Origin of the sequence: Pseudomonas serbica (assembly GCF_028823535.1) — a bacterium.
GTDB classification, from domain to species: Bacteria; Pseudomonadota; Gammaproteobacteria; order Pseudomonadales; family Pseudomonadaceae; genus Aquipseudomonas; species Aquipseudomonas serbica.
Window position 1 is genome coordinate 369,658 of the sequence record NZ_JAQIYM010000005.1, and the last position, 26,488, is coordinate 396,145.

The window sequence follows — 26,488 nt, forward strand, 5'->3', positions numbered from 1 at the left end:
CTTTTTGTTATGCACCTGCACGACAGGCATGGCGCGCATGACACCTTGCATGGGGTCGGGAAACAAGCGGGCTAGAGCGTTGGGGGAAGGAGCAGAAGGAATGGAGCGTAAGAATTTTCTTACGGGATCAAAAGAAAGACGATTTCACGGGGTTAACCCTGGGATTTCGTCATGTTTTCTTTACAGCCTGTCATTTTGGCTTTCCACTTTGGGCATCTACCTGCTGGACTGACGCTTTCGCGAGCAGGCTCGCTCCCACAGGAGCCTGCGTTGTTCCACGGAAATGCGATCCCTTGTGGGAGCGGGCTTGCTCGCGAAGGCGTCCTCAAAAACACCACAGGGCTAAAATCAGGCACGAAAAAAAACGCCAACCCGAAGGTTGGCGTTTTTCGTGAAGCGCTTACCGATTACTCAGGCTTGCGACGACCAAAGCCCGGACGCTGACCGGAACCCGCCGGTGCGCCACGGCGCTTGCCCGATGGCGTATCACCGTCGACCAGCTTGATTCCAGGACGCTTCGGCGCCGGCTTGGCCGGACGCTTGGTGTCGGCCGGACGATCGGCTACCGGGGTACCACGGCCTTCGCCACGCTCGGTACGGCCATTGGCCGGACGCGGCGTGCGCGGACCGCGCTCACCGTCCTGACGGGCGGCTGGCTTGCGTGCCGGGCGCTCGCCTTCGATCTGCGGCTCGCGGCTGGCACGCGGTGCGGCCGGAGCGGCGGCTGCGCCAGTGGCCGGACGCAGGGTCCGTACGCGCTCGGTCTTGGCCATTGGACGCGACGACTTACGCTGCATCCGCTCAAGCTTGTCCTTGCTCTTGGCGTTCATCTGCGGCATCGCGACCGGCGTCAGGCCGACCTCGGCACTCAGGATGTCGACTTCGTACTGGCTCATTTCGCGCCAGCGGCCCATCGGCAGGTCGGAGTTGAGGAACACCGGACCGAAACGCACGCGCTTCAAGCGGCTGACCACCAGGCCCTGGGATTCCCACAGGCGACGAACTTCGCGGTTGCGACCTTCCATCACCACGCAGTGATACCAGTGGTTGAAACCTTCGCCACCTGGCGCCTGCTTGATGTCGGTGAACTTGGCCGGGCCGTCTTCGAGGACCACGCCGGCTTTCAGACGCTCGATCATCTCGTCATCGACTTCGCCACGCACACGTACCGCGTATTCACGGTCCATTTCGTAGGAAGGGTGCATCAGGCGGTTGGCCAGTTCACCGTCAGTGGTGAACATCAACAGACCGGTGGTGTTGATGTCGAGACGACCGATGTTGATCCAGCGGCCTTCTTTCGGCTTTGGCATCTTGTCGAACACGGTCGGGCGACCTTCCGGGTCGACACGGGTGCAGATCTCGCCGTCAGGCTTGTTGTACATGATCACGCGGCGGACCGACTCGGCAGCCTCTTCACGCTTGATTACCTTGCCATCGATGGTGATGGCGTCATGCATGTCAACGCGCTGGCCAAGGGTGGCGTCTTTGCCGTTGACCTTGATTCGGCCGTGGCTGATCCAGGCTTCCACGTCACGGCGCGAGCCGACGCCGATACGGGCGAGGACTTTCTGCAGCTTTTCGCCTGCTGGGCCGATTTCCTGGTCGTCTTTCTGGTCTTTGATACTCATCTGGGCACCTCCCGGTGTGTTCTGAAAACTGGGTACTTGAGCGAAGGGATCGCCGAAGGGTCGCGAATCATACGCGCATGTGGGCGTTTGCGCATCAGAGACTAGCTGATCAACGCAAGGTTATTTCTTTTTCCGCCGGCCGGTGATCCACTGTGAACACATTCCCCCTGTGGGAGCGGGCTTGCTCGCTCCCACATTGGAACTGCGTCAGTCGTCGAATTCGCGGCGTTCGGCCTCGATGGCTTCGGCCAGGGCCAGGGCTTCGGCTTCTTCGTCGGACAACTCCGGCTCGGGTTTCGGTTGTTCGAGGGCAGCAACGGCGGCCAGGAGTTTTTCCCGGGCCTCGGCAACACCGAGGATGTCCTCTTCCTCCTCGGGTTCAGGCTCAACCGGCAAATCCACCTGCTCCGCTTCAACGTCAGGCTGCTCCTGATCGATCGCCGGCAGCTCACCATCACGCAACAAATCGTCGAAATCAGTCTTGATCCCCTCCTCCATGCTGTCCAGCTCCAGCAACAGCGTATGGAAACTGGTCTCTTCCTTGGGCTCTTCCGGCTCGGCGCTGGCGTCGGCCAGTTCCTGCAGCCCGGCGGGTACCGGTGCGTCGTCGAAATCGAGCACTGGATCCGGCTCCAGCTCGCGCACCTCGGCCAGCGGCGGCAGGTCATCCAGGTTCTTCAGGTTGAAGTGATCGAGAAACGCCTTGGTGGTGGCGAACATCGCTGGCTTGCCCGGAACGTCGCGGTAACCGACGATGCGGATCCACTCGCGCTCCATCAGCGTCTTGACGATCTGGCTGTTGACCGCCACGCCCCGCACGTCTTCGATCTCGCCCCGGGTGATCGGTTGGCGATAGGCGATCAAGGCAATGGTTTCGAGCATGGCACGCGAGTAGCGCTGCGGCCGTTCTTCCCAAAGACGCCCCACCCACGGGGAGAATTTTTCACGGATCTGCAGGCGATAGCCGGAAGCGACCTCCTTCAACTCGTACGCACGGCCATCGCAGGACTTGCCCAGGAGGGTCAGGGCTTTCTTGAAGACCGCCGGTTCCGGGCGCTCAGCCTCTTCGAAGAGCTCGAACAGGCGCTCCAGGGATTGCGGTTTTCCGGAGGCCAACAGAAAGGCTTCGAGCAGTGGCGCCAGCTCGCGGGGTTCACTCAGGTTCATGATTGGACTCGTTATTCGGCTCTTGCTCGGACGTGGATCGCGGCGAACGGCTCATTTTGCACCAGCTCGACCAAGGATTCCTTGACCAGCTCGAGGATCGCCATGAAAGTCACGACAACCCCCAGGCGCCCTTCCTCGGCGGTGAACAGCTCGACAAACGGCACGAAACCGCCGCCCTTGAGCCGTTCCAGCACGTCGCTCATGCGTTCACGGGTGGACAGCGCCTCGCGGCTGACCTGGTGGCTTTCGAACATGTCGCCGCGGCGCAGCACCTCGGCCATGGACAGCAGAATCTCGGACAGGCGCACATCCGGCAACAGTTTGCGCGCCCGGGCCTCCGGGGCATCCAGCTTGGGCACCACCACGTCGCGACCGACCCGGCTCAGGCCATCGATGCCTTCGGCGGCAGCCTTGAAGCGCTCGTATTCCTGCAAGCGACGGATCAGTTCGGCGCGCGGGTCTTCTTCCTCGTCCTCGACGGTTTCGGCCCGCGGCAGCAGCATCCGCGACTTGATTTCGGCCAGCATCGCGGCCATCACCAGGTATTCGGCGGCCAGTTCCAGGCGCACCGACTGCATCAATTCGACATACCCCATGTACTGACGGGTGATTTCCGCTACCGGGATGTCGAGGATATTGATGTTCTGTTTGCGGATCAGGTACAGGAGCAGATCGAGGGGGCCTTCGAAGGCTTCGAGAAAGACTTCCAGCGCATCCGGCGGGATGTACAGGTCCAGCGGCATTTCCATGACCGCCTGGCCATAGACCATGGCGAAAGGCAGCTCTTGCTGGGCTCCGGCCTGACTGTCGACGGCTTCCACTGCGGACATCTAGGCCTCGACCATGAACGGCGCAGGGTCGCCGCAACCGACACGGATCACTTCCGGCTCGCCGTCGGCGAGGTTGATCACCGTGGAAGCCTTGATCCCGCCGAAACCGCCGTCGATGATCAGGTCGACCTGATGCTCGAGCAATTGGCGCATTTCATACGGATCGGTCAAAGGATCCTCGTCGCCCGGCATGATCAGCGTCACGCTCATCAGCGGTTCACCCAGCTCTTCGAGCAGCGCCAGGGCAATCGGATGGCTCGGTACCCGCAGGCCGATGGTGCGTTTTTTCGGATGCAGCAGCAGGCGCGGGACTTCGCGGGTGGCATTGAGGATGAAGGTGTAGGGCCCCGGAAGATGAGCCTTGAGAATGCGGAAAGTGCCAGTGTCGATCTTGGCGAACAGCCCCAGCTGCGACAGATCACTGCAGATCAGCGCAAAGTTGTGCTTTTCGTCGAGCTGGCGCAGACGCCGAACGCGCTCCACGGCAACCTTGTCGCCGATCTGGCAACCAATGGCGTAGGAGGAGTCCGTGGGATAAATCACCACCCCGCCTTTGCGAATGATCTCGACAGCCTGCTTGATCAGGCGCGCTTGCGGGTTTTCCGGATGAATCTGGAAAAATTGACTCACATTCTCTACCTGTTCAGACGACGGCAATATTTGGGTCATGTTTGAATCGACACCACAGTGGTGGCAGATCCTCCGGAAGCGGGCGATATTCGCCGATCTCGGACCAGCCTCCAGGGCCATGAAAATCACTGCCGGCGCTGACCAGCAGACCAAACTCGCGGGCCAGAATGGCCAGGCTGCCCACTTGCTCGGCAGGCTGATGGCCATTGACCACCTCGATCGCATGGCCCCCTGCTTGAATATAGTCGGCAATCAGGCGGCGGCGCTTGCTGCGAGTGAATTCGTAATGCCAGGGGTGGGCCAGACTGACCCAGGCCTTGGCCGCGCGCAGGGTTTCGACGGTTTCTTCCAGGGTCGGCCAGTGTTGCTTGACGTCGCCCAGCTTGCCGGCGCCCAGCCATTTGCGGAATGCTTCAGCGCGATCCTTGACGAAACCTTCGCGCACCATCCAGTCCGCGAAGTGCGGACGGGCCGGTGCGTTGCCGCTGTCACCCAGGGTCTGCTGGACTTCCCGGGCGCCTTCCAGCGCACCCGGCATGCCTTTGAGTGCCAGTTTGCGGCTGATTTCCTCGGATCGTAGCCAGCGGCCATCGCGCAATTTGGCAATCGCCTCGACCAACGGCGCGGCATTGACGTCGAAGCCATAGCCCAGCACGTGAATGGTCGCGCCGCCCCAGGTGCAGGATAATTCGACGCCGTTGACCAGCTGCATCCCCAGCGCATGCGCGGCGTGACGGGCCTCGTCGAGGCCTTCAAGGGTGTCGTGATCGGTCAAGGCCAGGACTCGCACGCCTTTCTCGAACGCACGCGCAACCAGAACCGCAGGCGCCAGGGCGCCATCGGAGGCCGTGCTATGGCAGTGCAAATCAACATTCACAGGGCTTTGTAACCTCAAATCAGCTGGCGCTATCGCGCGCCCATATGTTTGTTATTATGCCGCCACATCCTGCTTCTGGCTGCCACTGTGAAACAATTCATCGATTTCATCCCGCTCCTGCTGTTTTTCATCGTCTTCAAGATCGATCCTCGGGTCGTCGACATTGCCGGCCACGAGGTCACTGTCGGCGGTATCTACAGCGCCACCGCGATGCTGATCATCAGCTCCCTGGTGGTCTACGGCACGCTGTTCATCAAACAGCGCAAGCTGGAGAAGAGCCAGTGGCTGACCCTCATCGCCTGCCTGGTCTTCGGCAGCCTGACCCTGGCCTTCCACAGCGAAACCTTCCTGAAATGGAAAGCCCCGGTGGTCAACTGGCTGTTCGCCCTGGCGTTCATCGGCAGTCACTTCATCGGCGACCAACTGCTGATCAAGCGCATCATGGGCCACGCACTCACCCTGCCGGAACCGGTCTGGACGCGCCTGAACATCGCCTGGATCGCATTTTTCCTGTTTTGCGGTGCCGCCAACCTGTTCGTCGCGTTCACGTTCCAGAGCTACTGGGTCGACTTCAAGGTCTTCGGCAGCCTGGGCATGACTTTGCTGTTCCTGGTCGGCCAGGGCATCTACCTGTCCCGCCACCTGCACGACGCCGATACCACAACGCCGAAAACCGAGGACTGACATGCTTTACGCAATCATTGCCACAGACGTCGCCAACTCCCTGGAAGCCCGCCTGGCCGCTCGGCCTGCGCACCTTGAGCGCCTGCAAGTACTCAAGGGTGAAGGCCGGATCGTGTTGGCCGGCCCGCATCCGGCGGTCGACAGCAATGATCCGGGGGCAGCGGGTTTCACCGGCAGCCTGATCGTCGCCGAATTCGACTCCCTGGGCGCCGCACAGGCCTGGGCCGACACTGACCCGTACATCGCCGCAGGCGTCTACGCCAACGTTGTGGTCAAGCCTTTCAAGCAAGTCCTTCCGTAACGCCCCTTTGCGCGGTGAACCTTATCGGTTCATCGCGTTCTCAATCGCTCATTATTCTCCTTTGCCTGCCGACAAACTCCCCAATATCCGTATTGGAATCAGGAGTCGCGATGCGCAAAGGTCCGCTGTGTCTGATGTTGGTGACGTTGTCGATCGTGGCGCCCGCCCACGGTGAAGAAGCCGTCGATGGCGCGAACTCCACGCCGCTGTCCTTGAGCGCCGGCAGTCAGATCAATGAATTGCAGCAACGCTTGAAGGAAAGCGAGCGGCAGCGAGAAGAACTGAGCAAACAACTGAACAGTGCCGATGGCGAACGCGAAAGCGTCCAGCTGGTCCGGTTGCGCCAGGAGAATCAGCGACTCAAGCTGCAACTTCGGGAAGTACAGGCCGGCAGTTCGATCCCGCGCTGGTTGACCGATCAGCAACAGTGGTTCGTCATTGGCGCCGGGGTGGCGCTATTGGCCCTGCTCTGCGGTATCTTCGCCAGTGGTGCGAGGCGAAAACGTCGACAATGGCTAAATTGAGTGATCCATGAGCGAGCTGTTACTAATTGATGATGACCAGGAGCTGTGCGAGCTCTTGAGCAGCTGGCTGAGCCAGGAAGGATTTCAGGTGCGCGCCTGCCACGATGGCCAGAGCGCCCGTCGCGCACTGGCGCAAACCTCCCCGGCCGCCGTGGTGCTGGACGTAATGTTGCCGGACGGAAGCGGCCTGGAACTGCTCAAGCAGCTGCGCAGCGATCATCCGGACTTGCCGGTGCTGATGCTTTCAGCCCGCGGCGAACCCCTGGACCGCATCCTTGGTCTGGAGCTCGGTGCCGACGACTATCTGGCCAAACCCTGCGACCCGCGGGAACTGACGGCCCGTCTGCGCGCCGTGCTGCGCCGCAGCCATCCGGCGCCGACGTCCAGCCAGATCGAGCTGGGCGACCTGTGTTTCAGCCCGGTGCGCGGTGTGGTCAGCATCGATGAACAGGAGTTCACCCTGACGGTTTCCGAAAGCCGCCTGCTCGAAGCCCTGCTCAAGCAGCCCGGCGAGCCGCTGGACAAACAGGAACTGGCGCAAATCGCCCTCGGCCGCAAGCTGACCCTGTACGACCGCAGCCTCGACATGCACGTGAGCAACCTGCGCAAAAAGATCGGCCCGCATCCTGATGGCCGCCCGCGCATCGTGGCGCTGCGCAGCCGCGGCTACTACTACAGCCTCTGATTCCAGACATCCCCCTGTAGGAGCCCGGCTTGCCGGCGATGACGATCTCGAGGACGCCATCACCGGCAAGCCGGGCTCCTACAGGAAGTGGTTTTGTCAGGTAGTGATAAAACCATCTTTACCCAAGCTTTACCTACCGCTGACCGCCGCTGACCTTGATCTGCGTAATCTGAACTCATCCGGAACGTACCGGGAATGAGACAAGGAGATTCACCATGCGCAAGACCCTTATCGCTCTGATGTTCGCCGCCGCCCTGCCAACCGTTGCCATGGCCATGCCTGAAGGCACAGGCCCGATGGATGGGCCGATGGACGGCTCGCGTCACGGTGGTCAGATGCACGGCATGCACGGCATGCACGGCAAAGGCCCGTACAGTCAACTGGACCTGAGCCGCGAGCAGCGCGAGCAGATCCGCAAGATCATGGGCGAGCAGATGCACGAGCGGAAGCAAGTGGTCGACAAGTACCTGGAAAAACTCTCGCCAGCCGACCAGAAAGCCATGAAGGATGAAATGGCCGCCAACCACAAGAAAGCCGAAGCAGACGTGCGCGCCTTGCTGAAGCCGGATCAACAGAAGAAATTCGACGAGATCCAGAAAAAACAGGCTGAACGTCGCGCCGAGTGGGCCGAGTTCAAGGCGTGGAAAGCGCAACAGGCACAAAATGCGCAATAATGTGCTAACCCCAGGCCCAACGGCTGAACACCGTTGGGCCTGGTCATTTTGATGGTCTGTGTTTGTTTTGAGGGATTTCTGTGCGCTCATTGTTCTGGCGGATCCTGGCCAGCTTCTGGCTGGCCATCGCCCTGGTTGCAGGGTTTTCCATTCTGCTCGGGCACATGCTCAATCAGGATACGTGGATACTCAGCCGCCATCCGGGCCTCAATACCCTGGCCGAGCAATGGACGCAGACCTACGAATCCCAAGGCGAAGACGCGGCCCAGGACATCCTGCAACAACGCAAGCGCCAATATCACATCGACGTCCAGGTGCTCAACGAGAGCGGCGACCCGGTGGTGCGCGGCACCTTCCCACGGCGCGCGGCTGCCTTTGAAGCGCGGCAGAACAACGATGACCGTCGCCTGCCCTGGCGGCGCCTGACCGATGAATTCACCAGCGACAAAAGCGGTGACACCTACTTGTTCATCTACCGGATTCCCCATCCGGAACTCGACGCCTGGCACCGTGAAAGCCTGCTCTGGCCATTGAGTGCGTTGGGGATCGCCTTGGTGGTACTGACCCTGTTCAGCCTGCTGGTGACCCTTTCCATCACCCGCCCGCTCAGCCGTTTACGCGGCGCAGTGCATGACCTGGGACAAACCACCTACCAACAGAACAGCCTGGTAAAACTGGCCAACCGCCGCGATGAATTCGGCGTCCTGGCCAACGACTTCAACCGCATGGGTGCGCGCCTGCAAAGCCTGATCGGCAGTCAACGACAATTGCTGCGCGATGTGTCCCACGAACTGCGGTCCCCGCTTGCCCGGCTGCGTATCGCGCTGGCTTTGGCCGAGCGGGCCAGCCCTGAGGAACGGGAAAAACTCTGGCCGCGCCTCACCCGCGAATGCGATCGTCTCGAAGCGCTGATCAGCGAAATCCTCGTGCTGGCGCGGGTCGATGCCGATAACGCCAGCGCCGAAGACGTGGATCTCAACGCGCTGCTCACGACCCTGCAGAAAGATGCACAACTGGGTTCACCTGATCAGCTCGTGCACCTGGAAGCCGAGTCACAGCTGACCCTCAAGGGTTGGCCAACCATGATCGAACGCGCCGTGGACAATCTGCTGCGCAACGCCCAGCGCTTCAACCCGGCGGGCGGTCTGCCGATTGAAATGCAGGCCTTGCGCCAAGGGGACCGGATTGTGGTGACCGTGCGTGACCATGGGCCGGGGGCAGAGGCTGAACATTTGCGCCAGCTGGGCGAGCCGTTCTATCGCGCGCCCGGGCAGACGGCGGCCGGGCATGGCCTGGGACTGGCGATTGCGCGCCGTGCGGCGGAACGGCATGGCGGAAGCCTGGTGCTGGCCAATCACCCGGAGGGTGGGTTCATTGCCACCCTGGAGTTTCCTCTCGCCCCAGGAGCAGTAGTTCAACCCTGAGGCAACCCCCAAACTATATGAACGGCACAGATCCATTGTGGGAGCGGGCTTGCTCGCTCCCACATTTGATCGGTGGTGTCAGGCTCTACTCGGCCAGGCGCTGACGAACTCGGCCAGGTCAACCTTCTCCGCCACCCGCGGCTCTTTCAGCGGCGTACCCAGGTACAGGAAGGCAATCACCTCTTCACCTTCGGCCAGGCCCAACCCCTTGGCCACATGCGGCGAGTAGGCCAGGTCACCGGTGCGCCAGACCGCGCCGATGCCCTGCGCATAGGCTGCCAGCAAAATCCCGTGCGCCGCACAACCTGCGGCCAGCAACTGCTCGGATTTCGGATATTTGACGTGCTCCTGCACCCGCGCAATCACCACGACCACCAGCGGTGCCCGCAGCGGTCCGTTACGCGCCTTGTCGATGGCCGCTTCGGTGACTTCAGCGTCCTGCAGCTTCGCCGCTTCGGCCAGCAACTCGCCCATTTGCTCACGCGCCACGCCTTCGACCGTCAGGAAACGCCAAGGCTGCAAATGGCCGTGATCCGGGGCGCGCATGGCTGCGGCAAACAGCACTTCGCGTTGCGCCTGGGTGGGTGCCGGTTCGATCAGGCGCGGGACGGAAACACGGTTGAGCAAAACGTCGAGAGCCTGCATCGGCCACCTCCAGAAAAAATTGTGCGGCTATTCTAGCTGTAACTCCTGAGACAGTGCGGTTTACATGCCCTGCCCCGCAGGTAGAATGGCGCCCTCCTTACTTCAGCCGAGCGGATTTCATGGCGTTGCCGACCTTACGTCTCATTGGTTTCATCATCGGCATCTTCCTGATAACGCTGGCCATCGCCATGGTCGTGCCCATGGGCACGCTGGTGATCTTCGATCGCACCGGCGACCTGCCATCGTTTCTCTGGGCCAGCATGATCACCTTTGTCGCCGGCCTCGCCCTGGTCATTCCCGGGCGCCCCGAGCATGTCCACCTGCGGCCGCGAGACATGTACCTGCTGACCGTCAGCAGCTGGCTGGTGGTGTGCATCTTCGCCGCCCTGCCGTTCCTGCTGACCCAGCACATCAGCTACACCGATTCATTCTTCGAAAGCATGTCCGGCATCACCGCCACCGGCTCGACAGTGCTCAACCACCTGGACAACATGTCACCCGGCATCCTGATGTGGCGCTCGCTGCTGCACTGGATCGGCGGCATTGGCTTCATCGGCATGGCGGTCGCGATCCTGCCGCTGCTGCGCATTGGTGGCATGCGGCTGTTCCAGACCGAGTCGTCGGACCGTTCCGAGAAAGTCATGCCCCGTTCGCACATGGTGGCGCGCTTGATCGTGGCGGCCTACGTCGGCATCACCATTTTTGGCAGTCTGGCATTCTGGTGGGCCGGAATGAGCCCGTTCGATGCAATCAACCATGCGATGTCAGCGATCTCCACCGGCGGCTTCTCGACCTCGGACCAGTCCTTGGCCAAGTGGACGCAACCGGCGGTGCATTGGGTGGCGATCGTCATCATGATTCTCGGCAGCCTGCCGTTCACCCTGTACGTGGCGACCCTGCGTGGCAACCGCCGGGCGCTGATCAAGGATCAACAGGTACAGGGCTTGCTCGGCATGCTGCTGGTAACCTGGCTGGTGCTCGGCACCTGGTACTGGTGGACCACCAAGCTGCATTGGCTGGAGGCGCTACGGCATGTGGCGCTGAACGTGACGTCGGTGGTCACCACCACCGGCTTTGCACTGGGGGACTACAGCCTGTGGGGCAATTTCTCGCTGATGTTGTTCTTCTACCTGGGTTTTGTCGGTGGCTGTTCCGGTTCGACCGCTGGCGGGATCAAGATTTTCCGCTTCCAGGTCGCCTACATCCTGCTCAAGGCCAACCTTAACCAGCTGATTCACCCGCGTGCGGTGATCAAGCAGAAGTACAACGGCCACCGCCTCGATGAAGAGATCGTGCGCTCGATCCTGACCTTTTCGTTCTTCTTTGCCATCACCATCTGCGTGATCGCACTGTTGCTGTCACTGCTCGGGGTGGACTGGATGACCGCGTTGACCGGCGCCGCCAGCACCGTGTCCGGCGTCGGGCCGGGGTTGGGCGAGACCATCGGCCCGGCAGGTAACTTCGCTTCCCTGCCGGACGCGGCCAAGTGGATTCTCTCGTTCGGCATGCTGCTGGGCCGTTTGGAGATCATTACGGTGTTTGTGCTATGTATTCCGGCGTTCTGGCGTCACTGACCGGCGCAGGCGTTCCCATCAGCCGCGCCCGGTATTCGCCGGGTGTGGTGTCGAACCAGCGGCGGAAGGCACGGAAGAAATTGCTCGGATCAGCGAATCCCAGCAGATAGGCGATTTCCAGCAGGGTCATGGTCGGTTGCGCCAGGTACTGCTCGGCCAGCTCGCGACGGGTGTCGTCGAGCAACGTCTGAAAACTCGTGCCCTCCTCCTGTAGACGCCGTTGCAAGGTGCGTTGCGACAAGTGCAACGTTTGCGCCACGGCATCGCGCTTGGGTTCGCCCTGTGGCAGCAGACGGCACAGGACCTGGCGCGCCTTGTGCGTGACCCGACTCTCGGAAAACCGCGCCAGGTATTCGCCGGCAAATCGGTCATGCAACAGCGCCATGGCCTCGTTCGCCGTCGGCAGCGGCGCTTCCATGTCCGCACGTTCAAATATCAACGCATCGTAGGGCGCGTTGAACACCAGCGGCGCATGGAAGGCTTGTTTGTAGGGTTCGAGATCGACCGGTTGATCACCCTGCACCAGCACCTTGCGCGGGTGCAGCGTGCGCCCCGTCAGCCAGCCGCACAGTGCCAGGGCGCAGGCCAACGAGGCCTCGGCGCTTTGCCGGGTCGGCGGCAAATGGTCGCCATGCACCGTCAGGATCAGCGCATAACCTTCATCCAGCAGGCGGAAACTCAGGTCGGCGCTTTCGGCAATGATCCGCTGGTAACGCACCAGTCGCTTGAACCCTTCAGCCAGGGTCTGGCTGGACATCAGGGCGTAACCGGTGACATGGAACTGGGCCGGTCGCACCACCTTGCCCATGTTCAGGCCAATCGCCGGGTTGCCGGACAGTTCAACCGCCCGTTGCCACAGTCGTGTCATGGAATCTTGCGGGAAGCGCGCATCCGGATCATCCAGTGCCGCGTAGTCGAGCCCCAGCTGATTGAACAGAACCCGGCAATCCAGGCCGTCCATTTCCAGTGCCTTGACAATCCCCATCGCCCAGCTTGCAGAAGTCGTTCGTTCGCTCATGGCGTTTACTGTCTTGGTGAGCCGTCTTTCGCGGCAGGTTTTCCGAAGGATACTAAAGTGGCGCCTATTGTCACTGGCTCCCGCCAATGATCACTCTAGACTCAAATAAGCTACCCGCAGAACAACTTGCAGCCAGAACAATAACCACAGAGATTGCGGTCGTGGAAAACATCAAGCGTTTCAACACCTTCGCTGAGTTTTACCCGTATTACCTCAGCGAACACAGCAACAGTACTTGCCGACGATTGCACTTCATCGGCACGACGCTGGTCATTTTCATTGTGGCGCTGACCATTGGTCGGGGCGCCTGGATGCTGTTGTGGGTATTGCCGCTGGCCGGTTACAGCTTCGCCTGGGCCGGACATTTCTTCTTCGAGAAGAATCGTCCTGCAACCTTTCAGCACCCTTTCTACAGCCTTCTTGGTGATTTCGTCATGTACCGCGACATGATCCTGGGACGCGTGCCGTTCTAGATCAGCAGAGGATTGTCGATGAATGTCAATGCCCGTTTCACCCACATGAAGGATGGCACGCAGGAAGACTGGGCGATCATCGCCGCGGACTTCAGCGCCTACGCCCGGCAGTTACCGATACGGATCGCGGCGCACCTGAAGCTGCTCGAAGGTGACTTCGGCGGTTTCCCCGTGGACCGCCTGACCCACTCGCTGCAAACCGCCACCCGCGCCTGGCGCGATGGCCGTGATGAAGAGTACGTGGTCTGCGCCCTGCTTCATGACATCGGTGACACCCTGGGATCCTACAACCACCCGGACATCGCCGCAGCGATCCTCAAGCCGTTCGTCAGTGCGGAGAATCTGTGGATGGTGGAAAAGCACGGGATTTTCCAGGGCTACTACTTCTTTCACCACCTGGGGATGGATCGGCATCTGCGCGAGCAATTCAGCGATCACCCGCAATACCAGGCGACCATCGAGTTTTGCGCCAAATACGATGCGGCGGCGTTTGATCCAGCTTATGACACGCTGCCATTGAGCTTCTTCGAGCCGATGATGGAGCGCTTGTTTGCGCAGCCGAAACACTCGATCTACAAGGCGGCGATGGACGAGTATTCACCGGCCTGAAAGTCCTCGGGGGCCTGGACTGGCCTCTTCGCGAGTCGCCCACCCCACAGTTGACCGCGTTCATGCGGGAAAAATGCGATCCAATCGTGGGAGCGAGCCTGCTCGCGAAGAGGCCAGTACGATCAGCGAATTTTCAAGCCAGCTCCGCCACCTTCGCAGCCTTCAACACCGCCTCCCGCGCCTGGGCATCCGCCAGGCGATACAACTCGATCGTGCCATCCCAATGTTCGATCAGTGCCGTGCACGACTCCACCCAGTCGCCACAATTGAGGTAATCCACCTCACCCACCTTGCGAATCTCGGCATGGTGGATGTGCCCGCACACCACGCCGTGGAGTTCGCGCTTGACGCACTCATGGGCGATGGCCTCTTCAAAATCGCTGATGAAGCTGACCGCGGTCTTTACCTTGTGCTTGAGGTACGCCGACAGCGACCAATAGCCGTAGCCATAACGGGCGCGCCAATGATTGAGCCAGCGGTTTAGGGTCAGGGTGAATTCGTAGGCCGAGTCACCGAGAAACGCCAGCCAGCGGTGATAGCGAGTAATCACATCGAACTGGTCACCGTGGATCACCAGCAAGTGCCGGCCATCGGCAGTCACGTGCACCGCTTCGTCCACCAACTGGATATTGCCCAGGATCAGTTTCGAATAGCGGCGCAGGAATTCGTCGTGGTTGCCCGTGACGTAGATCACCTCGGTGCCGCGCTTGCTCATGGTCAGCAGGCGCCGGATCACATTGGTGTGCGCCTGGGGCCAGTACATGCCGCCGCGCAGTTTCCAGCCGTCGATGATATCGCCGACCAGGTAGATCTTGTCCGCGTGATAGCCCTTGAGAAACTGCGACAGGTGCTCGGCCTGGCAATCGCGCGTACCCAGGTGCACATCGGAGATCCACAGGGTCCGCACACGTTGCTTACGACTGGGTTTGGCGAGCTCGGCGCTGGTCATGGGCAACCCTCAGGACAAGTTTTGGCAAGCTTGACCCGGTCGGGTTAATGGCCCATGACAGCGCCGAGTCAGTCCTGTGACAGCGCGCGCAGCCGCACTCGGTGTAGACTGCGACCTGATGCGCCAACCCTGTAACGAACGCCGGTAAAAAGAGCCGCGATGAGACCGATCCTTACCCTGCGCCAGTACACCCATGACCTGATCGTCCACAGCCATGAGCACGCGCAACTGGTGTTCGGGCTGTCGGGTGCGCTGGATTTCGAGGTCGACGGGCGTGGCAGTCAGGTGGTTCAGCAAAGCTTCGTGGTGATTCCCTCCGGTTTTCACCATGCCTGCGGCAGCCCCAATGGCAGTCGATGCCTGGTCCTGGACGTGCCCGGCGATCAATGGCTTGGCCAGTCCCTGGGTGATCATGCCGATGCCAGTCGACGCCTGCTCGACAACGCCGGCCGCTTGTCGCTGGATGCGGGACAGAGCCAGTTGGTCGAGTGGCTGGCCAACAGCCCGGTCGATGACCCGGTCATTGCGCAACAAGGCGCGGTGCTGCTGCTGGCCAGCCTCAATAAGGCCAGGCCAGAATCAGTCGGCGGCCGGCGGCTGCCCTACGCGGCGCTGAATGCGCACATCGACCAATACGCCGCCTACCCGCTGCAAGTCGCCGACCTGGCTCGAGTGGCCGGTCTTTCCAGCGCCCGTTTGCACGCACGGTTCGTCGCCGAATGCGGGCAGACGCCGATGGACTACATCCGCAGCCGACGCCTGCACAAGGCCGTGGGATTGCTGCGCCATTCGGCATTGCCCATTGGCGAGATTGCCTGCCGGGTCGGTTACAGCTCCCAGAGTGCGTTTGCCGCCGCGGTGCTCCGCGAGTTCGGCGCGTCGCCGGGCAGGCTACGGCGCGAGGCTGGCGACAAATAACGCGAGTCTGGCGACAGACACCGCGGTAGCGGGCGCGGTTAAATGACCGGGTTCACGACCTTTATCAAGGATTGCCATGACTCCCCGTACCGCCTTGGGCGCCCTGCATATCGGCGCATTGATGTTCGGCCTGACCGGCGTGTTCGGCAAACTCGCCGCCGCCTCTGCGGCAATCATCGTTTTCGGCCGGGCGGCGTTCGCGGTCATGGCGCTTGCGTTCTTTGCACGCTTTGCCAGCCAGACCCGTTGGCGGAGACTCGAAGCGGTGGATGTGCGCCGTCTGCTGCTCAGCGGTCTGCTATTGGCCGGGCACTGGGTGAGTTTCTTCATTGCGGTGAAGGTCGCCGGCGTGGCCATCGCAACCCTGGGCTTTGCCAGCTTCCCGGCTTTTACCGTCATCCTTGAAGGGCTGATTTTCCGCGAGCGGATCCGCGCCAATGAAATCCTCCTGGTAGCGCTGGTGAGTGTCGGGCTGGTGCTGGTCACACCTGATTTCGATCTGGGCAGTGGCGCTACAACCGGATTGCTCTGGGCGATCACCTCAGGCCTGCTGTTCGCACTGTTGTCGCTGACCAACCGCGCCAGCTCCGCGCGTATCCCGCCAGTACAGGCGGCGTTGTGCCAGAATGTGGTGGTCGGATTGTGTCTGTTACCGGCAGCAGCCCCGCACCTGAGCGAAGTGCGGGCGATCGACTGGCTTTGGATCGGCCTGCTCGGAGTGTTCTGCACCGGCGTCGCCCACAGCCTCTTTGTCGCCAGCCTGGCGGTGATCAAGGCGCGGACCGCCGCCGTGGTCTTTGCGCTGGAGCCGGTCTACGGGATCACCATGGCCTGGCTGCTGTTCAATGAAAACCCGACCCTGCGCATGCTGCTTGGCGGCGCATTGATCATCGTCGCGATCGTGGTGTCGAGCAGGCTTTCCAGCGGTTCGAGCAAGAAAACCGTTACCGCCGAGGCGGTGTCTCACTGAGTGCGATCGTTATGCCCCAGGTCGCGGTCCGGATCGATCTGGTCGCGGACCCGCTGCTTGAGCACCTTGGCCTCGGGGAAACCGCCGTCAGCCTTGCGCTCCCAGAGCTGCACCTGGTCACAGAAAATGTGAAAGACCCCGCCCGTACCGGGCACCAGGGACACCTTGCCCAGGTCATCGCCAAAGGTGCTGAGCAACTCCTGGGCCAGCCAGGCCGCACGCAACAGCCACTGGCATTGGGTGCAATAGGTGATGACGATTTCCGGTTTGCTGGCGGTCATGATTGGCGACATTCCTGAGACAGAGGGCGCCATCATGATAACGGTCTTTATTGCCGGTAGGAGCCTTCGTCATGAGCGGGTTCGATCACCCATTCAATCTCGGGCTCGGGCAGCGCTGGCGCTCTCGGCGGCGGCTCGGCGGAAGGCGATATATCCATCGGGCCCAAATCCCAGTTCGCATCCATCGACAAGTCGTCCAGGTTCAACTGGAACTCATCGGCAGGTAATGGCGGCGAGGCCGTAACCAGGGGCAAAATCGCCGATGTTGCAAGCGCGACCGGCGCAAGAGTTTCCAATGGCGAATGACGGATGGGAACTTCCTGAAGTATCTGCCCATCGTGCGCCGTTGCTGGACCGGGCAGCGGGTCTTGTTGCGATGGCTCCAGTGCTATCTGGCCCTGCCGTGGTTGACGACGAACCCACACCAGCAATAACGCCAACGCCACCAGCGCCAACAACCCACCGATCAACAACCCGTTCGGACCAGGCTCCACCACTGGCGCTGGCGCCACGTCTACCCGATCCGACGGTGCCGGCTTGACCTCGGCCAACCGGGCTTGCAGTTCGGCCACCTGCGTTTTCTCAAAGGCGATCTGCTCGTCCTGCGCCTTGAGTTTTGCATTGAGTTCATCGACGGTCGCCTGCAGCTGTTGGTTGTGCAGCACGCTGGTGGCCAGTTGTTCAGCCAAAGGATCCACTGCGGGGGCGGTGACAGGCTTTGCTGCCGATTCCGTGCGGGCAGGTAATGCGGCGACTGCCGGCTCAACACTCGGGAAGGCAGAAGAGGGACGGTTCACCGGTGGTTCATCACTGACGGGGGCAATATCCCCGGTGCCCGGAGGATCGATGAGTACGGTGTACTCGCGCAACAAGCGACCATTGGGCTGGTCGAGCTGCACCAGAAAATCCAGGTAGGGTTCCTTGACCGGTTTGCTGGAGCTGACCCGGATCAGACTGCGGTTACCCCGCAGGATGGGCGTGAATGTCAGGTCGTTGAGGAAGAGCACCCGCTCGACCCCGGCGCGGCTGAACTCGTCTGCCGTCGCCAGGCTGACCGCCAGCTCGCCCTCTGCAAGTCCTGCAGCATCCACCAGGGCGATGTCGGCGCGCAGCGGCTGATTCAATGCCGAGTGCAGGGTGATTTCACCCAGGCCCAGCGCCGACACCCACGCCGAGTAGGTGACAGTGGCACTCGCCAGCAACAACCTGGCGCCATACCGTACAACCAATAGCCGACTCTGGAGCATGAACATCCCTTAGGTAACCAAAAAACCAATCTGCACGTGTTCGCACATCCGGTACGAACACGATATTGCCGACTAGTTCTTATAGTCCGCCCAATGCCCCGCCTCAAAAGCCTGGCGGGGGGATGTGTCTCAGGATTTTTCGAGGTTGCCCAGAATATGCCCGTGAACGCGCATGCAGACCTTTATATCCGCTTCATCGACGCCCTCGAAGAGTTCATGCCGCAGCTGGGTGGCAATGGTTTCAATTTGTTCGATAAGGGGAAGCGCCGAGGCACACAGCACGATTTTTTTTGCCCGACGGTCTTCCAGCACGGCTTGTCGTTGCACCAGGCCCTGGCTTTCCAGACTGTCGAGCAGCCGAGCCAGGGTCGGCCCCTCCACACCGACGCTTTGCGCCAGCTCGCGCTGGGTCGGCGCTTGCTCGAAGCGCGCCAGGTGCAGCAGCACCAGCCAGCGGGCCTGGGACAAGCCGAGTCCGGCAAGACGGCGGTCGAGCTCGGCGCGCCAGCCACGCGACATCTGGGCCAGTTGCATGCCAAAACGGTGTTGATCGGTCAACGGCATAAAACACTCATGATCAGACTGAAATAAGAGAAATACTAATAATTAGTCAGCTAAGCATGAGCCTTGGCTGGAGGCAAGGCTTGTTCTGTACTGAATCGTTACATCAGTGAGGCCGGTCACTCAAAGTTCAAATTCCGACTGCAGGGCGGCCCGAATACAGTACAAGACGCCCTCCGGAACCCGACCGGCAAAGAGCGCGGAAATTTCCGACACGGGCGGCAGTTCGCCCTCACCGTCGAGGAACGCATCCTGGACTTCGCCCATCAAGTCCTCTGGAAGGTCCAGCGCCTGTTCCAGCGACAACTGCTGCTTGCCGATCGCCTCGGCGAGCATGGTGTAGACGTTCTTTTCCGAGCATTGCAACTGACCGGCGATCTGCAACGGCGTCATGCCGGCACGCGCCAGGGTGATCAACTCGTGGCGCAGGTCTGCGACAACTTTCGGTGCTTCGGCCTGGCCACCGAGGACTTCGAGGAAAGCCTCGCCATAACGCTCCAGCTTGCGTGCGCCGACGCCGCTGACCCGGGCCATTTGCGCCAGCGAGGTCGGTTGGCTGCGCAGCATTTCCAGCAAGGTCGAGTCGGGGAAAATGACGTACGGCGGCACACCATGTTCTTCGGCCAGCTTGCGTCGCAGGGCACGCAGCGCTTCCCACTGTTCGCGCTCTTCGCCCCGCACCAGCTGGCTTGCCTGGCTCTTGCTGCTCTTGGCGGTCGTCTGCGCCTTCAGATCGCGGCGCAGTTCGAGGGTCACTTCACCTTTGAGCAGTGGACGGCACGTGTCGCTCAAGCGCAGGCCGCCGTAGCCTTCCAGGTCGATGTCGGCCAGGCCACGGGCCACCAACTGGCGGAACAACGAACGCCACTCGCCTTCGGCCATCGCCTTGCCGACACCAAACACCGAAAGATGCTGATGCCCGAAGTTGCGCACCTTTTCGTTGTCCTTGCCCAGCAAGACATCCACCAGGTGCCCGACACCGTAGCGCTGGCCTGTCCGGTAGATCGCCGACAGCGCCTGACGGGCAGGCTCGGTGGCATCCCAGGTCTGCACGCCGTCGACACAATTGTCGCAATGACCGCAGGGCTCGGGCATGTCTTCATCAAAGTAGGCCAGCAGTGTCTGGCGACGGCAGCGGGTTTCCTCACACAGTGAGAGCATGGCATCGAGCTTGTGTTGCTCCAGACGCTTGTGGCGTTCGTCGCCTTCGGAGTTCTGCAGCATCTGCTTGAGCATCACCACGTCTTGCAGGCCATAGGCCATCCAGGCATCGGCGGGCAACCCGTCTCGACCGCCGCGACCGGTTTCCTGGTAATAGGCCTCAAGCGACTTCGGCAGGTCGAGGTGAGCGACAAAACGTACGTTGGGCTTGTCGATGCCCATGCCAAAGGCCACGGTGGCGACCATGATCAGGCCTTCCTCGTTGAGGAAGCGTTTCTGGTGGTGAGCACGCATATCGTTGGGCAGACCGGCGTGATACGGCAGCGCCGGGAAGCCTTGCTCGCTGAGGAAGGTCGCCACTTCCTCGACTTTCTTGCGCGACAGGCAATAGACGATACCGGCATCGCTGCGACGCTCGGCGAGGAACGCCAGCAACTGCTTGCGTGGCTGCTCCTTGGGCACGATGCGATAAAAAATGTTCGGCCGGTCGAAGCTCGACAGGAAGCGCTCGGCATTCTGCAGGTGCAGGCGAGTGACGATCTCTTCACGGGTACGCTTGTCGGCGGTGGCGGTCAGGGCAATGCGCGGTACGTCGGGGAACAATTCCGCCAACTGGCCCAATTGCAGGTATTCCGGGCGGAAGTCATGGCCCCATTGGGACACGCAGTGGGCTTCGTCGATGGCGAACAGGGAGATGTCCAGCCCTTGCAGGAAGCTCAGCATCCGTGGCTGGACCAGACGCTCGGGCGCGAGGTAGAGCATTTTCACCTCGCCGCGCCGGATCCTTGCCGCCAGGTCTCGTTGTTGCTCGGCACTGAGCGTGGAGTTCAATGCCGCGGCGGCCACGCCCAGTTCTTCCAGGGTCGCGACCTGGTCGTCCATCAGCGCGATCAGCGGCGATACCACCACCGCCAGGCCATCGCGCAGCAGCGCCGGCACCTGGAAGCACAGGGATTTACCACCACCGGTAGGCATCAGGACCAGGGCATCGCCACCACTGGCCACGCGCTCAATGATCGCACCCTGGCGGCCACGGAAACTGTCGTAGCCGAAGATGTCCTTGAGGACGCGCTGAGCCTGTTCGAGCATAAAAACTCCAAAAATCACCGAAACATCCCTGCAAGGCTGGTGCAGAACCCGCAACTCTGCACCGACAAATCGTAAGTGCGCATTGCATGTCGCTTCACATTTCAGCCGTGATACCAGCAGGGCATCACAAAACGCGCGAGTATACCCGAGCCCTGTCCGGCAAAGGGCACCGCTGATAAGAGGCAATGGACAGGATTCATAACGCAATGCGCGGGCCGTGAGGGGGCAAATATGCCGCGCGGCTGGCCCAAGCGCTCAAGAAGGCCTAGAATTCCCGCATCGAATATTCCCCAAGGTAGCCCTTTAATGTCCTTCGCTGAGCAACTAACCCGCCTGCAAGTCTTCCTCGACGCCGATGAACTGCATGACGAGGCGCTGGACTACGTGGCCGCCCACGGCTACCTCACCGCGCTGTCGATCTGTTCCGAAACCGTGCCCGACCGTGAATGGATCGATGCCCTCTTCGCCGAAGAGCCGCACTACAGCGGCGAAGCCCAACGCGAAGAAATCGAAGCCACGCTGATCGGCCTCAAGGCTCACATCGCGCGCCAGTTGGCCTCCGATGAAGAGTTCGAACTGCCGTGCGACCTCGACCTGGGCGACGATCCGGACGATTCCGAACTGCGCGGCTGGTGCATCGGCTTCATGGAAGGCGTGTTCCTGCGTGAAGAAGCCTGGTTCGAAACCGCCGAAGACGAAGTCAGCGAAATGCTCCTGCCGATCATGGTCGGCTCGGGCCTGTTCGACGAGCAACCGGAGTTCTCCGACATTGCCGCCGACGCCAACCTGATGGACGACATGATCGTACAGATCCCGGAAGCCCTGACTGCGCTGTACCTGCTGTGCAACGCACCGGACGAAAAACCGGCGATCCTCAAGCCACGCCATCACTAAGGATTTGCCTATGGACAACCCCATAGGCAACCGCTCCCTGATGTTGCGCTACGTGCTGCTGGCCATCGGCTGGCTGAGCGTGGCGCTGGGGGTGATCGGGATTTTCCTGCCGGTACTGCCCACCACACCCTTCCTGTTGCTGGCGGCTGCCTGCTTTGCCCGCAGTTCGCCGCGTTTCTACCAGTGGCTGGTCAGTCACCCGCGACTCGGGCCCTGGATTCGTGACTACCTCGACGGTAACGGTATCCCGTTCAAGGGCAAGGTCTACGCCATTGGCCTGATGTGGACCAGCATCCTGTTTTCCTGCTACCTGGTGCCGATGCCTTGGGCCCGGGGGTTCATGCTGACCAGTGCGGTGCTGGTGACCCTGTACATCCTCAAGCAGAAAACCCTGCACAAGTCCTGAGTTTTCCCCGCCTGCAGGTCGACGCTTGTCTGACCACCACCTAGACTTCACTTCTCTGCACTCGAGCAGCCAGTCATGCCGCGCAGTCCGGGTAGTCCAGGATGGCCAACACCAAGACTTCGGTTTGGCGGATGGCTGCTGCTGGCCAGTTTTCCCCTGGCCGGGCTTGGCAGTGCCTGGCCTGCCTGGGATTTCGCGCAGATTTCGCACACCGCGCAAAAACGCTATGCCAGCCTCGGGCCGACCCAGGGACGTATCCAGCCCTGGAGCGAAATGCTGCAGAACGGACGCAACCTGCCCGAGCAGGAGCAATTGACTGCGGTCAATCGCTTCTTCAACCAGCAGCTGGATTTCCAGGACGACGCGCGTATCTGGCGCCAGAGCGATTACTGGGCCACGCCGGTCGAGGCGCTGATCAAGGCCGCGGGCGATTGCGAAGACTATGCCCTGGCGAAATATTTCAGCCTGCGCCAGCTGGGCATTCCCAGCGACAAGCTGCGCATTACCTACGTCAAGGCCCTGAAACAGAACCAGGCGCACATGGTGCTGACCTACTACAGCAGCCCTGGCGCCGAACCGCTGGTGCTCGACAACCTGATCGGCGACATCCGCCCCGCCTCGCAACGCAAGGACCTGCTGCCGGTGTATGCCTTCAATGCCGAAGGCCTGTACCTGCCCGGCAAGCCTGGCAACCTGCGCAGCGGCGACTCGAAAAAACTGTCGCGCTGGCAAGACGTCCTGAAAAAAATGCAAACCGAAGGATTCGCCGTCGGCGACGGTTAGCCGCCACGCCAAGGAGCGCTCGATGAAACTGCGCAACCAGTTGTTTCTCGCTATCTGCCTGTTCTTGCTGGTGGCGTTCAGCGGCAGTTTTTATGCCAGCCTGGAAAGCTCTCGCGAGCAGACGCTGGGCCAGTTGCGCGCCCATGCCCAGGACGCCGCGACTGCGCTGGGCCTGACCTTGACTACCCAGATCGACGACCCGGCCATGATGGAGTTGATGGTCAGCTCGATTTTCGACAGTGGTTATTTCAGCGACATCCGCGTCACCCACCTTGAGAATCGGCAGGTGCTGGTGCAGCGCAGCATCCCCGAGCAAATCGACGGCGTGCCTGGCTGGTTCGTCAACCTGGTGAACCTGCACCCCGAAGGTGGCGATGCGCTGATCACCCGTGGCTGGCAACAGGTGGCGCGGGTCGAAGTGTTGAGCAATCCACAATTCGCCTTGGCCAAACTTTGGGACAGCACACTGGGAAGCCTCGTCTGGCTGCTGCTCTGCGGTCTGCTCAGCGCGGTGTTCGGCGGCTGGCTGCTGCGTCGGCAATTACGTCCACTCGACACCATGGTCCGGCAGGCCGAAGCCATCAGCAAACGCGAGTTTCTCAGCTTGCCGACGCTGCCGCGTACGCCGGAATTGAAACGCGTGGTGCTGGCGATGAACCAGATGGTCGAGAAGCTCAAGACCTTGTTCGCCGAAGAGGCTGCGCGCAGTGAAAAACTGCTCAACGAGTCCTATCAGGACAACCTGACAGGGCTGGCCAACCGGCGATTGCTAGACGAACAACTGGCCGATCAATTGCTGGTCGCCGAGCAAAATGGCGTCGGTCACCTGCTGATGCTGCAGCTCAACGACCTGGCCGGACTCAATCAGCGCCTGGGCGGGCAACGCACCGATGCATTGATTGGCGCGGTCGGCGAAACGCTCAAGCGACTGACTCAGGTTGCAGAGCGTCGCACCTGGCTGGCAGCGCGCAATCGCGGTGGCGAATTCAGCCTGCTGGCACCGGACCTCGATACCGAAGAAGCGACGCGCCTGGCCGCCGAGATCAGCGCCACGCTGGAGAACCTGCGCCTGACCGGCGCCAGTGATTGCACGCCCGTCGCCCACCTGGGCATCGTCTCGTTCCACCCCGGCGACACGGCGAGCCACGTCCTGCATCAACTTGACCAGGCGCTGGCAGAGGCCCGGCAACATCCCGAGCGCCCCTGGGCAGTATCGGGCCGCAGCGACAGCGCGCCAAAGCAGGCACAACATCACTGGCACAGCTGGCTTGACGATGCCCTGAACGAAGGCAAGCTGCAGTTGTACTTTCAACCGGTGGTGCAATGCGCCGACACCCGCCAGGTACTGCATCACAAAGTCCTCGCACGCCTGCTCGATCCACAGGGCGAAGCGATTGCCGCCGGGCAGTTCCTGCCGTGGATCGAGCGGTTTGGCTGGTCGGCGCGATTCGACCTGGCGATGCTTGATGCCACCCTCGAATACCTCGTCATCAACCGGTTGCCGCTGGCATTGAGCCTGTCCGGTAGCACCTTGCGCGATCAGGCGCAGGTGAAACTGATCCTCGACATGCTGGAATCCCTGCCGGAACTGGCCCCCCTGCTGACCCTGGAAATCGATGAGCGCCAGCTGCCACCGCCAGAGCAATTGCAACGCTTGAGCCACAGCCTGCTCGCCACGGGGTACCGTATCGGGCTGCAGCATTTTGGCGGCCACTTCAACCAGATCGGCAACCTCACGCAACTGGGGCTGGCGTACCTTAAAATCGACGGTGCCTACATCCGTGGCATCGATGCCAAGCATGATAAACGGCTGTTTATCGAGGCAGTTTGCCGGACCACCCACAGCATCGACTTGCCCTTGATAGCGGAAAAAGTTGAAACCCAAGGGGAGTTGGAAGCAATCAGGGCATTGGGCGTGTTTGGCGCGACGGGGCGCTTGATCGGTGAGCCGCAGCCGATGTGATCTGCTGACGATCGAACACAAACGCTTTGTCGCAGGAAAAAACCGCCCTCCCTGTCCCAAGGGAGAGCGGTTTTTTCTTGCGGGCGTCAGGTCACACGGTATCCACCTTCAGCGAATGGTCATTGAGCATGCCGTTGATGATGGTTGCCGTATCCGCTCCGCCAACGACCCCACCCGCCCCCGGCATCACCCCATAGTGGCTGGCCAGGTTGACACCGGCCAGGTCGATGGTCTGGTTCGGCGCGGCGCCAGCCATGGCGCTGACGTCGATGCTGGTCACCAGTGACGCGCCGCTGCCGCTGACGGTGAAGTGCAGGTAGTCATCCAGTGAAGCGGCGCTGCTGTTTTCTCCTTGCAGCAGTTGCGACAGGTCAAGCTTGTCGGTACCCGGTGTGAAGTCGGTGATGACGTCGTGGCCGCTATTGCCGTTGAGCCACTGGAAGGTATCGGCGCCAGCGCCGCCGGTGAGGGTGTTGTTGCCCAAGCCGCCGATCAGGAAGTCGTCGCCACCCGCGCCGTTGAGCACATCGTTGCCCAGGCCGCCGGTGATGATGTTGCTGTTGTGGTCACCGGTGAGTGAGTCATTGAAGTTGGAGCCGACCAGATTTTCGATGGCGGTCAGGGTATCGGTGCCTGCACCCAGAGTGTTCTGTGCGCCGGTCTCGCCGAGATTGACCGTGACCCCGGCAGTGGCGTGGGCGTAGCTCGCGGTGTCGATACCCACCCCCCCATCGAGCAGGTCGTTGCCCGGTCCACTGTAGAGCAAGTCATTGCCGGCTCCGCCGTGCAGCTCGGTGTTGCCGATGCCGGCGACCAGTGTGTCATCACCCGCCGTCCCGGTAAGGGTGTGGCCATCCTGGTAGCTGATGATCATGCTGTCGCCGCCGCCATGGCTGTCGCTGGCGGTATAGCCGTGGTCCGACGCGGTATCGTGGGCCCCGGAGTAATCGACGGTCATCTTCAACTGGTAGTTTTCAGCGCTGTTTGCGCCTGGGCCCGCACCGTCGGGGATGTTGGCGATGTGGATGTGGTAGGTCGCATCCGACGTCGCCTTGATGGTCTGGCCGTCAGCGACGGCGATGTAGGCGCCGTCGTTGATCGAGTACTCCATGCTGACATGGCCGGCGGCGAGATTGTGATCCAGGTTGAGGGTTTCCCCTTGCTTGAGATTGATGGTGATGAGGTTGTCGTTGTGGTTGCCGTTGGCCGCACCCAGCGCTCCGCTGACCACCAGGACGGCGGTCATGGCCGCCGCGTTGGCGACGAAGGCGCTGCGGGCAATGTCGGCATTGCTGCCGGAGACACTGTAGTTCTGTTTGGTCCCGGTAAAGTCCGCCCCTTTCCCGATCAGGTCCTGGCCATCCTGGTTCAGTGCTTTTTGGTAAAGGGTCACGTCGCTGTCGCGGCCCGCCACCATGCAGCTGTTGTGCACGTCGATGGTCACCGTCGTGGTGCTTTCGTCACCGTCGCCATCGCGCAGGGTGTAGGTAAACACGTCGCTCCCGCCCTGGCCGCCTACCGAG

28 protein-coding genes are annotated in these 26,488 nt (G+C 61.4%); 15 read left to right on the forward strand and 13 right to left on the reverse strand.

The genetic code is table 11. From position 1 onward, the window contains the following. Positions 1-407: 407 nt before the first annotated feature. The 5 genes from rluB to NQL71_RS10745 all read right to left on the reverse strand — a co-directional run bounded on the left by rluB (position 408) and on the right by NQL71_RS10745 (position 5,132). Positions 408-1,628, reverse strand: coding sequence for a 23S rRNA pseudouridine(2605) synthase RluB (gene rluB / locus NQL71_RS10725; protein WP_077184093.1), 1,221 nt, complete (start codon positions 1,626-1,628; stop codon positions 408-410). A 207-nt stretch (positions 1,629-1,835) separates the two neighbouring features. Further along, positions 1,836-2,795, reverse strand: a complete 960-nt coding sequence (gene scpB / locus NQL71_RS10730; protein WP_046816875.1) for an SMC-Scp complex subunit ScpB — start codon at positions 2,793-2,795, stop codon at positions 1,836-1,838. Positions 2,796-2,806: 11 nt separating this feature from the next. After that, positions 2,807-3,625 carry a segregation and condensation protein A gene (locus tag NQL71_RS10735; protein ID WP_046816874.1) on the reverse strand — a complete coding sequence of 273 codons (819 nt, stop codon included), beginning with the start codon at positions 3,623-3,625 and terminating at the stop codon, positions 2,807-2,809. After that, the gene (locus NQL71_RS10740; RefSeq protein ID WP_046816873.1) at positions 3,626-4,255 is read right to left on the reverse strand and encodes an L-threonylcarbamoyladenylate synthase; all 630 of its coding nucleotides are present in this window, start codon (positions 4,253-4,255) and stop codon (positions 3,626-3,628) included. 13 nt (positions 4,256-4,268) lie between these two features. Then, positions 4,269-5,132, reverse strand: a complete 864-nt coding sequence (locus tag NQL71_RS10745; RefSeq protein WP_046816872.1) for a PHP domain-containing protein — start codon at positions 5,130-5,132, stop codon at positions 4,269-4,271. 87 nt (positions 5,133-5,219) lie between these two features. Here NQL71_RS10745 and NQL71_RS10750 point away from each other — a divergent pair, with 87 nt between their 5' ends. The 6 genes from NQL71_RS10750 (at position 5,220) to NQL71_RS10775 (ending at position 9,424) form a co-directional block, all read left to right on the forward strand. Continuing rightward, positions 5,220-5,816 carry a septation protein A gene (locus NQL71_RS10750; RefSeq protein WP_033041940.1) on the forward strand — a complete coding sequence of 199 codons (597 nt, stop codon included), beginning with the start codon at positions 5,220-5,222 and terminating at the stop codon, positions 5,814-5,816. A 1-nt stretch (position 5,817) separates the two neighbouring features. Continuing rightward, positions 5,818-6,117, forward strand: coding sequence for a YciI family protein (locus NQL71_RS10755; protein ID WP_274642624.1), 300 nt, complete (start codon positions 5,818-5,820; stop codon positions 6,115-6,117). Positions 6,118-6,227: 110 nt separating this feature from the next. Next, positions 6,228-6,641, forward strand: a complete 414-nt coding sequence (locus tag NQL71_RS10760) for an SH3 domain-containing protein (protein ID WP_077184097.1) — start codon at positions 6,228-6,230, stop codon at positions 6,639-6,641. A gap of 7 nt (positions 6,642-6,648) precedes the next feature. Next, positions 6,649-7,326, forward strand: a complete 678-nt coding sequence (locus tag NQL71_RS10765) for a response regulator transcription factor (RefSeq protein ID WP_046816869.1) — start codon at positions 6,649-6,651, stop codon at positions 7,324-7,326. A gap of 215 nt (positions 7,327-7,541) precedes the next feature. Next, on the forward strand, positions 7,542-8,000 hold the full coding sequence (locus tag NQL71_RS10770; protein WP_274642625.1) for a Spy/CpxP family protein refolding chaperone: 459 nt from the start codon (positions 7,542-7,544) through the stop codon (positions 7,998-8,000). 80 nt (positions 8,001-8,080) lie between these two features. Continuing rightward, positions 8,081-9,424, forward strand: coding sequence for a sensor histidine kinase (locus tag NQL71_RS10775; protein ID WP_248686373.1), 1,344 nt, complete (start codon positions 8,081-8,083; stop codon positions 9,422-9,424). Positions 9,425-9,502: 78 nt separating this feature from the next. Here NQL71_RS10775 and NQL71_RS10780 read toward each other — a convergent pair whose 3' ends face one another. Next, complete coding sequence (locus NQL71_RS10780; protein WP_274642626.1) at positions 9,503-10,069, reverse strand: NAD(P)H nitroreductase; 567 nt, start codon at positions 10,067-10,069, stop codon at positions 9,503-9,505. Positions 10,070-10,188: 119 nt separating this feature from the next. Between NQL71_RS10780 and NQL71_RS10785 the strand changes: the two genes are divergently transcribed. Beyond that, entirely contained in the window at positions 10,189-11,643 is a 1,455-nt protein-coding gene (locus tag NQL71_RS10785; RefSeq protein ID WP_046816865.1) for a TrkH family potassium uptake protein, read from the forward strand. On the opposite strand, the gene NQL71_RS10790 is transcribed toward NQL71_RS10785, so the two are convergent. Continuing rightward, the gene (locus NQL71_RS10790) at positions 11,600-12,661 is read right to left on the reverse strand and encodes an AraC family transcriptional regulator (protein WP_201343607.1); all 1,062 of its coding nucleotides are present in this window, start codon (positions 12,659-12,661) and stop codon (positions 11,600-11,602) included. The genes NQL71_RS10785 and NQL71_RS10790 overlap by 44 nt on opposite strands. A 161-nt stretch (positions 12,662-12,822) precedes the next feature. Here NQL71_RS10790 and NQL71_RS10795 point away from each other — a divergent pair, with 161 nt between their 5' ends. Both NQL71_RS10795 and NQL71_RS10800 read left to right on the forward strand, forming a co-directional pair. Next, entirely contained in the window at positions 12,823-13,134 is a 312-nt protein-coding gene (locus tag NQL71_RS10795; RefSeq protein ID WP_274642627.1) for an Mpo1-like protein, read from the forward strand. An 18-nt stretch (positions 13,135-13,152) separates the two neighbouring features. Then, entirely contained in the window at positions 13,153-13,743 is a 591-nt protein-coding gene (locus tag NQL71_RS10800) for an HD domain-containing protein (protein WP_274642628.1), read from the forward strand. 133 nt (positions 13,744-13,876) lie between these two features. Here the strand turns inward: NQL71_RS10800 and NQL71_RS10805 are convergent, their stop codons facing one another. Next, positions 13,877-14,692 carry a UDP-2,3-diacylglucosamine diphosphatase gene (locus tag NQL71_RS10805; RefSeq protein ID WP_046816861.1) on the reverse strand — a complete coding sequence of 272 codons (816 nt, stop codon included), beginning with the start codon at positions 14,690-14,692 and terminating at the stop codon, positions 13,877-13,879. A 159-nt stretch (positions 14,693-14,851) separates the two neighbouring features. On the opposite strand from NQL71_RS10805, the gene NQL71_RS10810 reads away from it, so the two are divergent. Beyond that, positions 14,852-15,610 (forward strand): helix-turn-helix transcriptional regulator, encoded by a 759-nt coding sequence (locus NQL71_RS10810; protein WP_274642629.1) that lies wholly within the window; start codon positions 14,852-14,854, stop codon positions 15,608-15,610. 76 nt (positions 15,611-15,686) lie between these two features. Further along, a complete protein-coding gene (locus NQL71_RS10815; protein ID WP_274642630.1) occupies positions 15,687-16,580 on the forward strand; it encodes a DMT family transporter in 894 nt (297 codons plus the stop codon). Here the strand turns inward: NQL71_RS10815 and NQL71_RS10820 are convergent. From NQL71_RS10820 to recQ, 4 genes are all read right to left on the reverse strand, one after another. Further along, positions 16,574-16,861 (reverse strand): Rdx family protein, encoded by a 288-nt coding sequence (locus tag NQL71_RS10820; RefSeq protein WP_046816858.1) that lies wholly within the window; start codon positions 16,859-16,861, stop codon positions 16,574-16,576. The genes NQL71_RS10815 and NQL71_RS10820 overlap by 7 nt on opposite strands. Positions 16,862-16,908: 47 nt before the next feature. Then, a complete protein-coding gene (locus tag NQL71_RS10825) occupies positions 16,909-18,108 on the reverse strand; it encodes a type IV pilus assembly protein FimV (RefSeq protein ID WP_274642631.1) in 1,200 nt (399 codons plus the stop codon). Between the two features lie 129 nt (positions 18,109-18,237). Then, positions 18,238-18,672 carry a MarR family transcriptional regulator gene (locus NQL71_RS10830; protein WP_046816857.1) on the reverse strand — a complete coding sequence of 145 codons (435 nt, stop codon included), beginning with the start codon at positions 18,670-18,672 and terminating at the stop codon, positions 18,238-18,240. A gap of 120 nt (positions 18,673-18,792) precedes the next feature. Continuing rightward, the gene (recQ, locus tag NQL71_RS10835; protein ID WP_166619987.1) at positions 18,793-20,919 is read right to left on the reverse strand and encodes a DNA helicase RecQ; all 2,127 of its coding nucleotides are present in this window, start codon (positions 20,917-20,919) and stop codon (positions 18,793-18,795) included. Between the two features lie 306 nt (positions 20,920-21,225). Between recQ and NQL71_RS10840 the strand changes: the two genes are divergently transcribed. The 4 genes from NQL71_RS10840 to lapD all read left to right on the forward strand — a co-directional run bounded on the left by NQL71_RS10840 (position 21,226) and on the right by lapD (position 24,965). Beyond that, positions 21,226-21,813, forward strand: coding sequence for a UPF0149 family protein (locus tag NQL71_RS10840; protein ID WP_046816855.1), 588 nt, complete (start codon positions 21,226-21,228; stop codon positions 21,811-21,813). Positions 21,814-21,823: 10 nt separating this feature from the next. Continuing rightward, on the forward strand, positions 21,824-22,219 hold the full coding sequence (locus NQL71_RS10845) for a YbaN family protein (protein ID WP_046816854.1): 396 nt from the start codon (positions 21,824-21,826) through the stop codon (positions 22,217-22,219). Positions 22,220-22,294: 75 nt separating this feature from the next. Beyond that, on the forward strand, positions 22,295-23,002 hold the full coding sequence (gene lapG, locus NQL71_RS10850) for a cysteine protease LapG (RefSeq protein WP_077184106.1): 708 nt from the start codon (positions 22,295-22,297) through the stop codon (positions 23,000-23,002). 22 nt (positions 23,003-23,024) lie between these two features. Beyond that, complete coding sequence (gene lapD / locus NQL71_RS10855; RefSeq protein WP_274642632.1) at positions 23,025-24,965, forward strand: cyclic di-GMP receptor LapD; 1,941 nt, start codon at positions 23,025-23,027, stop codon at positions 24,963-24,965. A 91-nt stretch (positions 24,966-25,056) separates the two neighbouring features. Here lapD and NQL71_RS10860 read toward each other — a convergent pair. Continuing rightward, on the reverse strand, positions 25,057-26,488 hold a 1,432-nt coding region (locus NQL71_RS10860), incomplete at its 5' end, for a type I secretion C-terminal target domain-containing protein (RefSeq protein WP_274642633.1).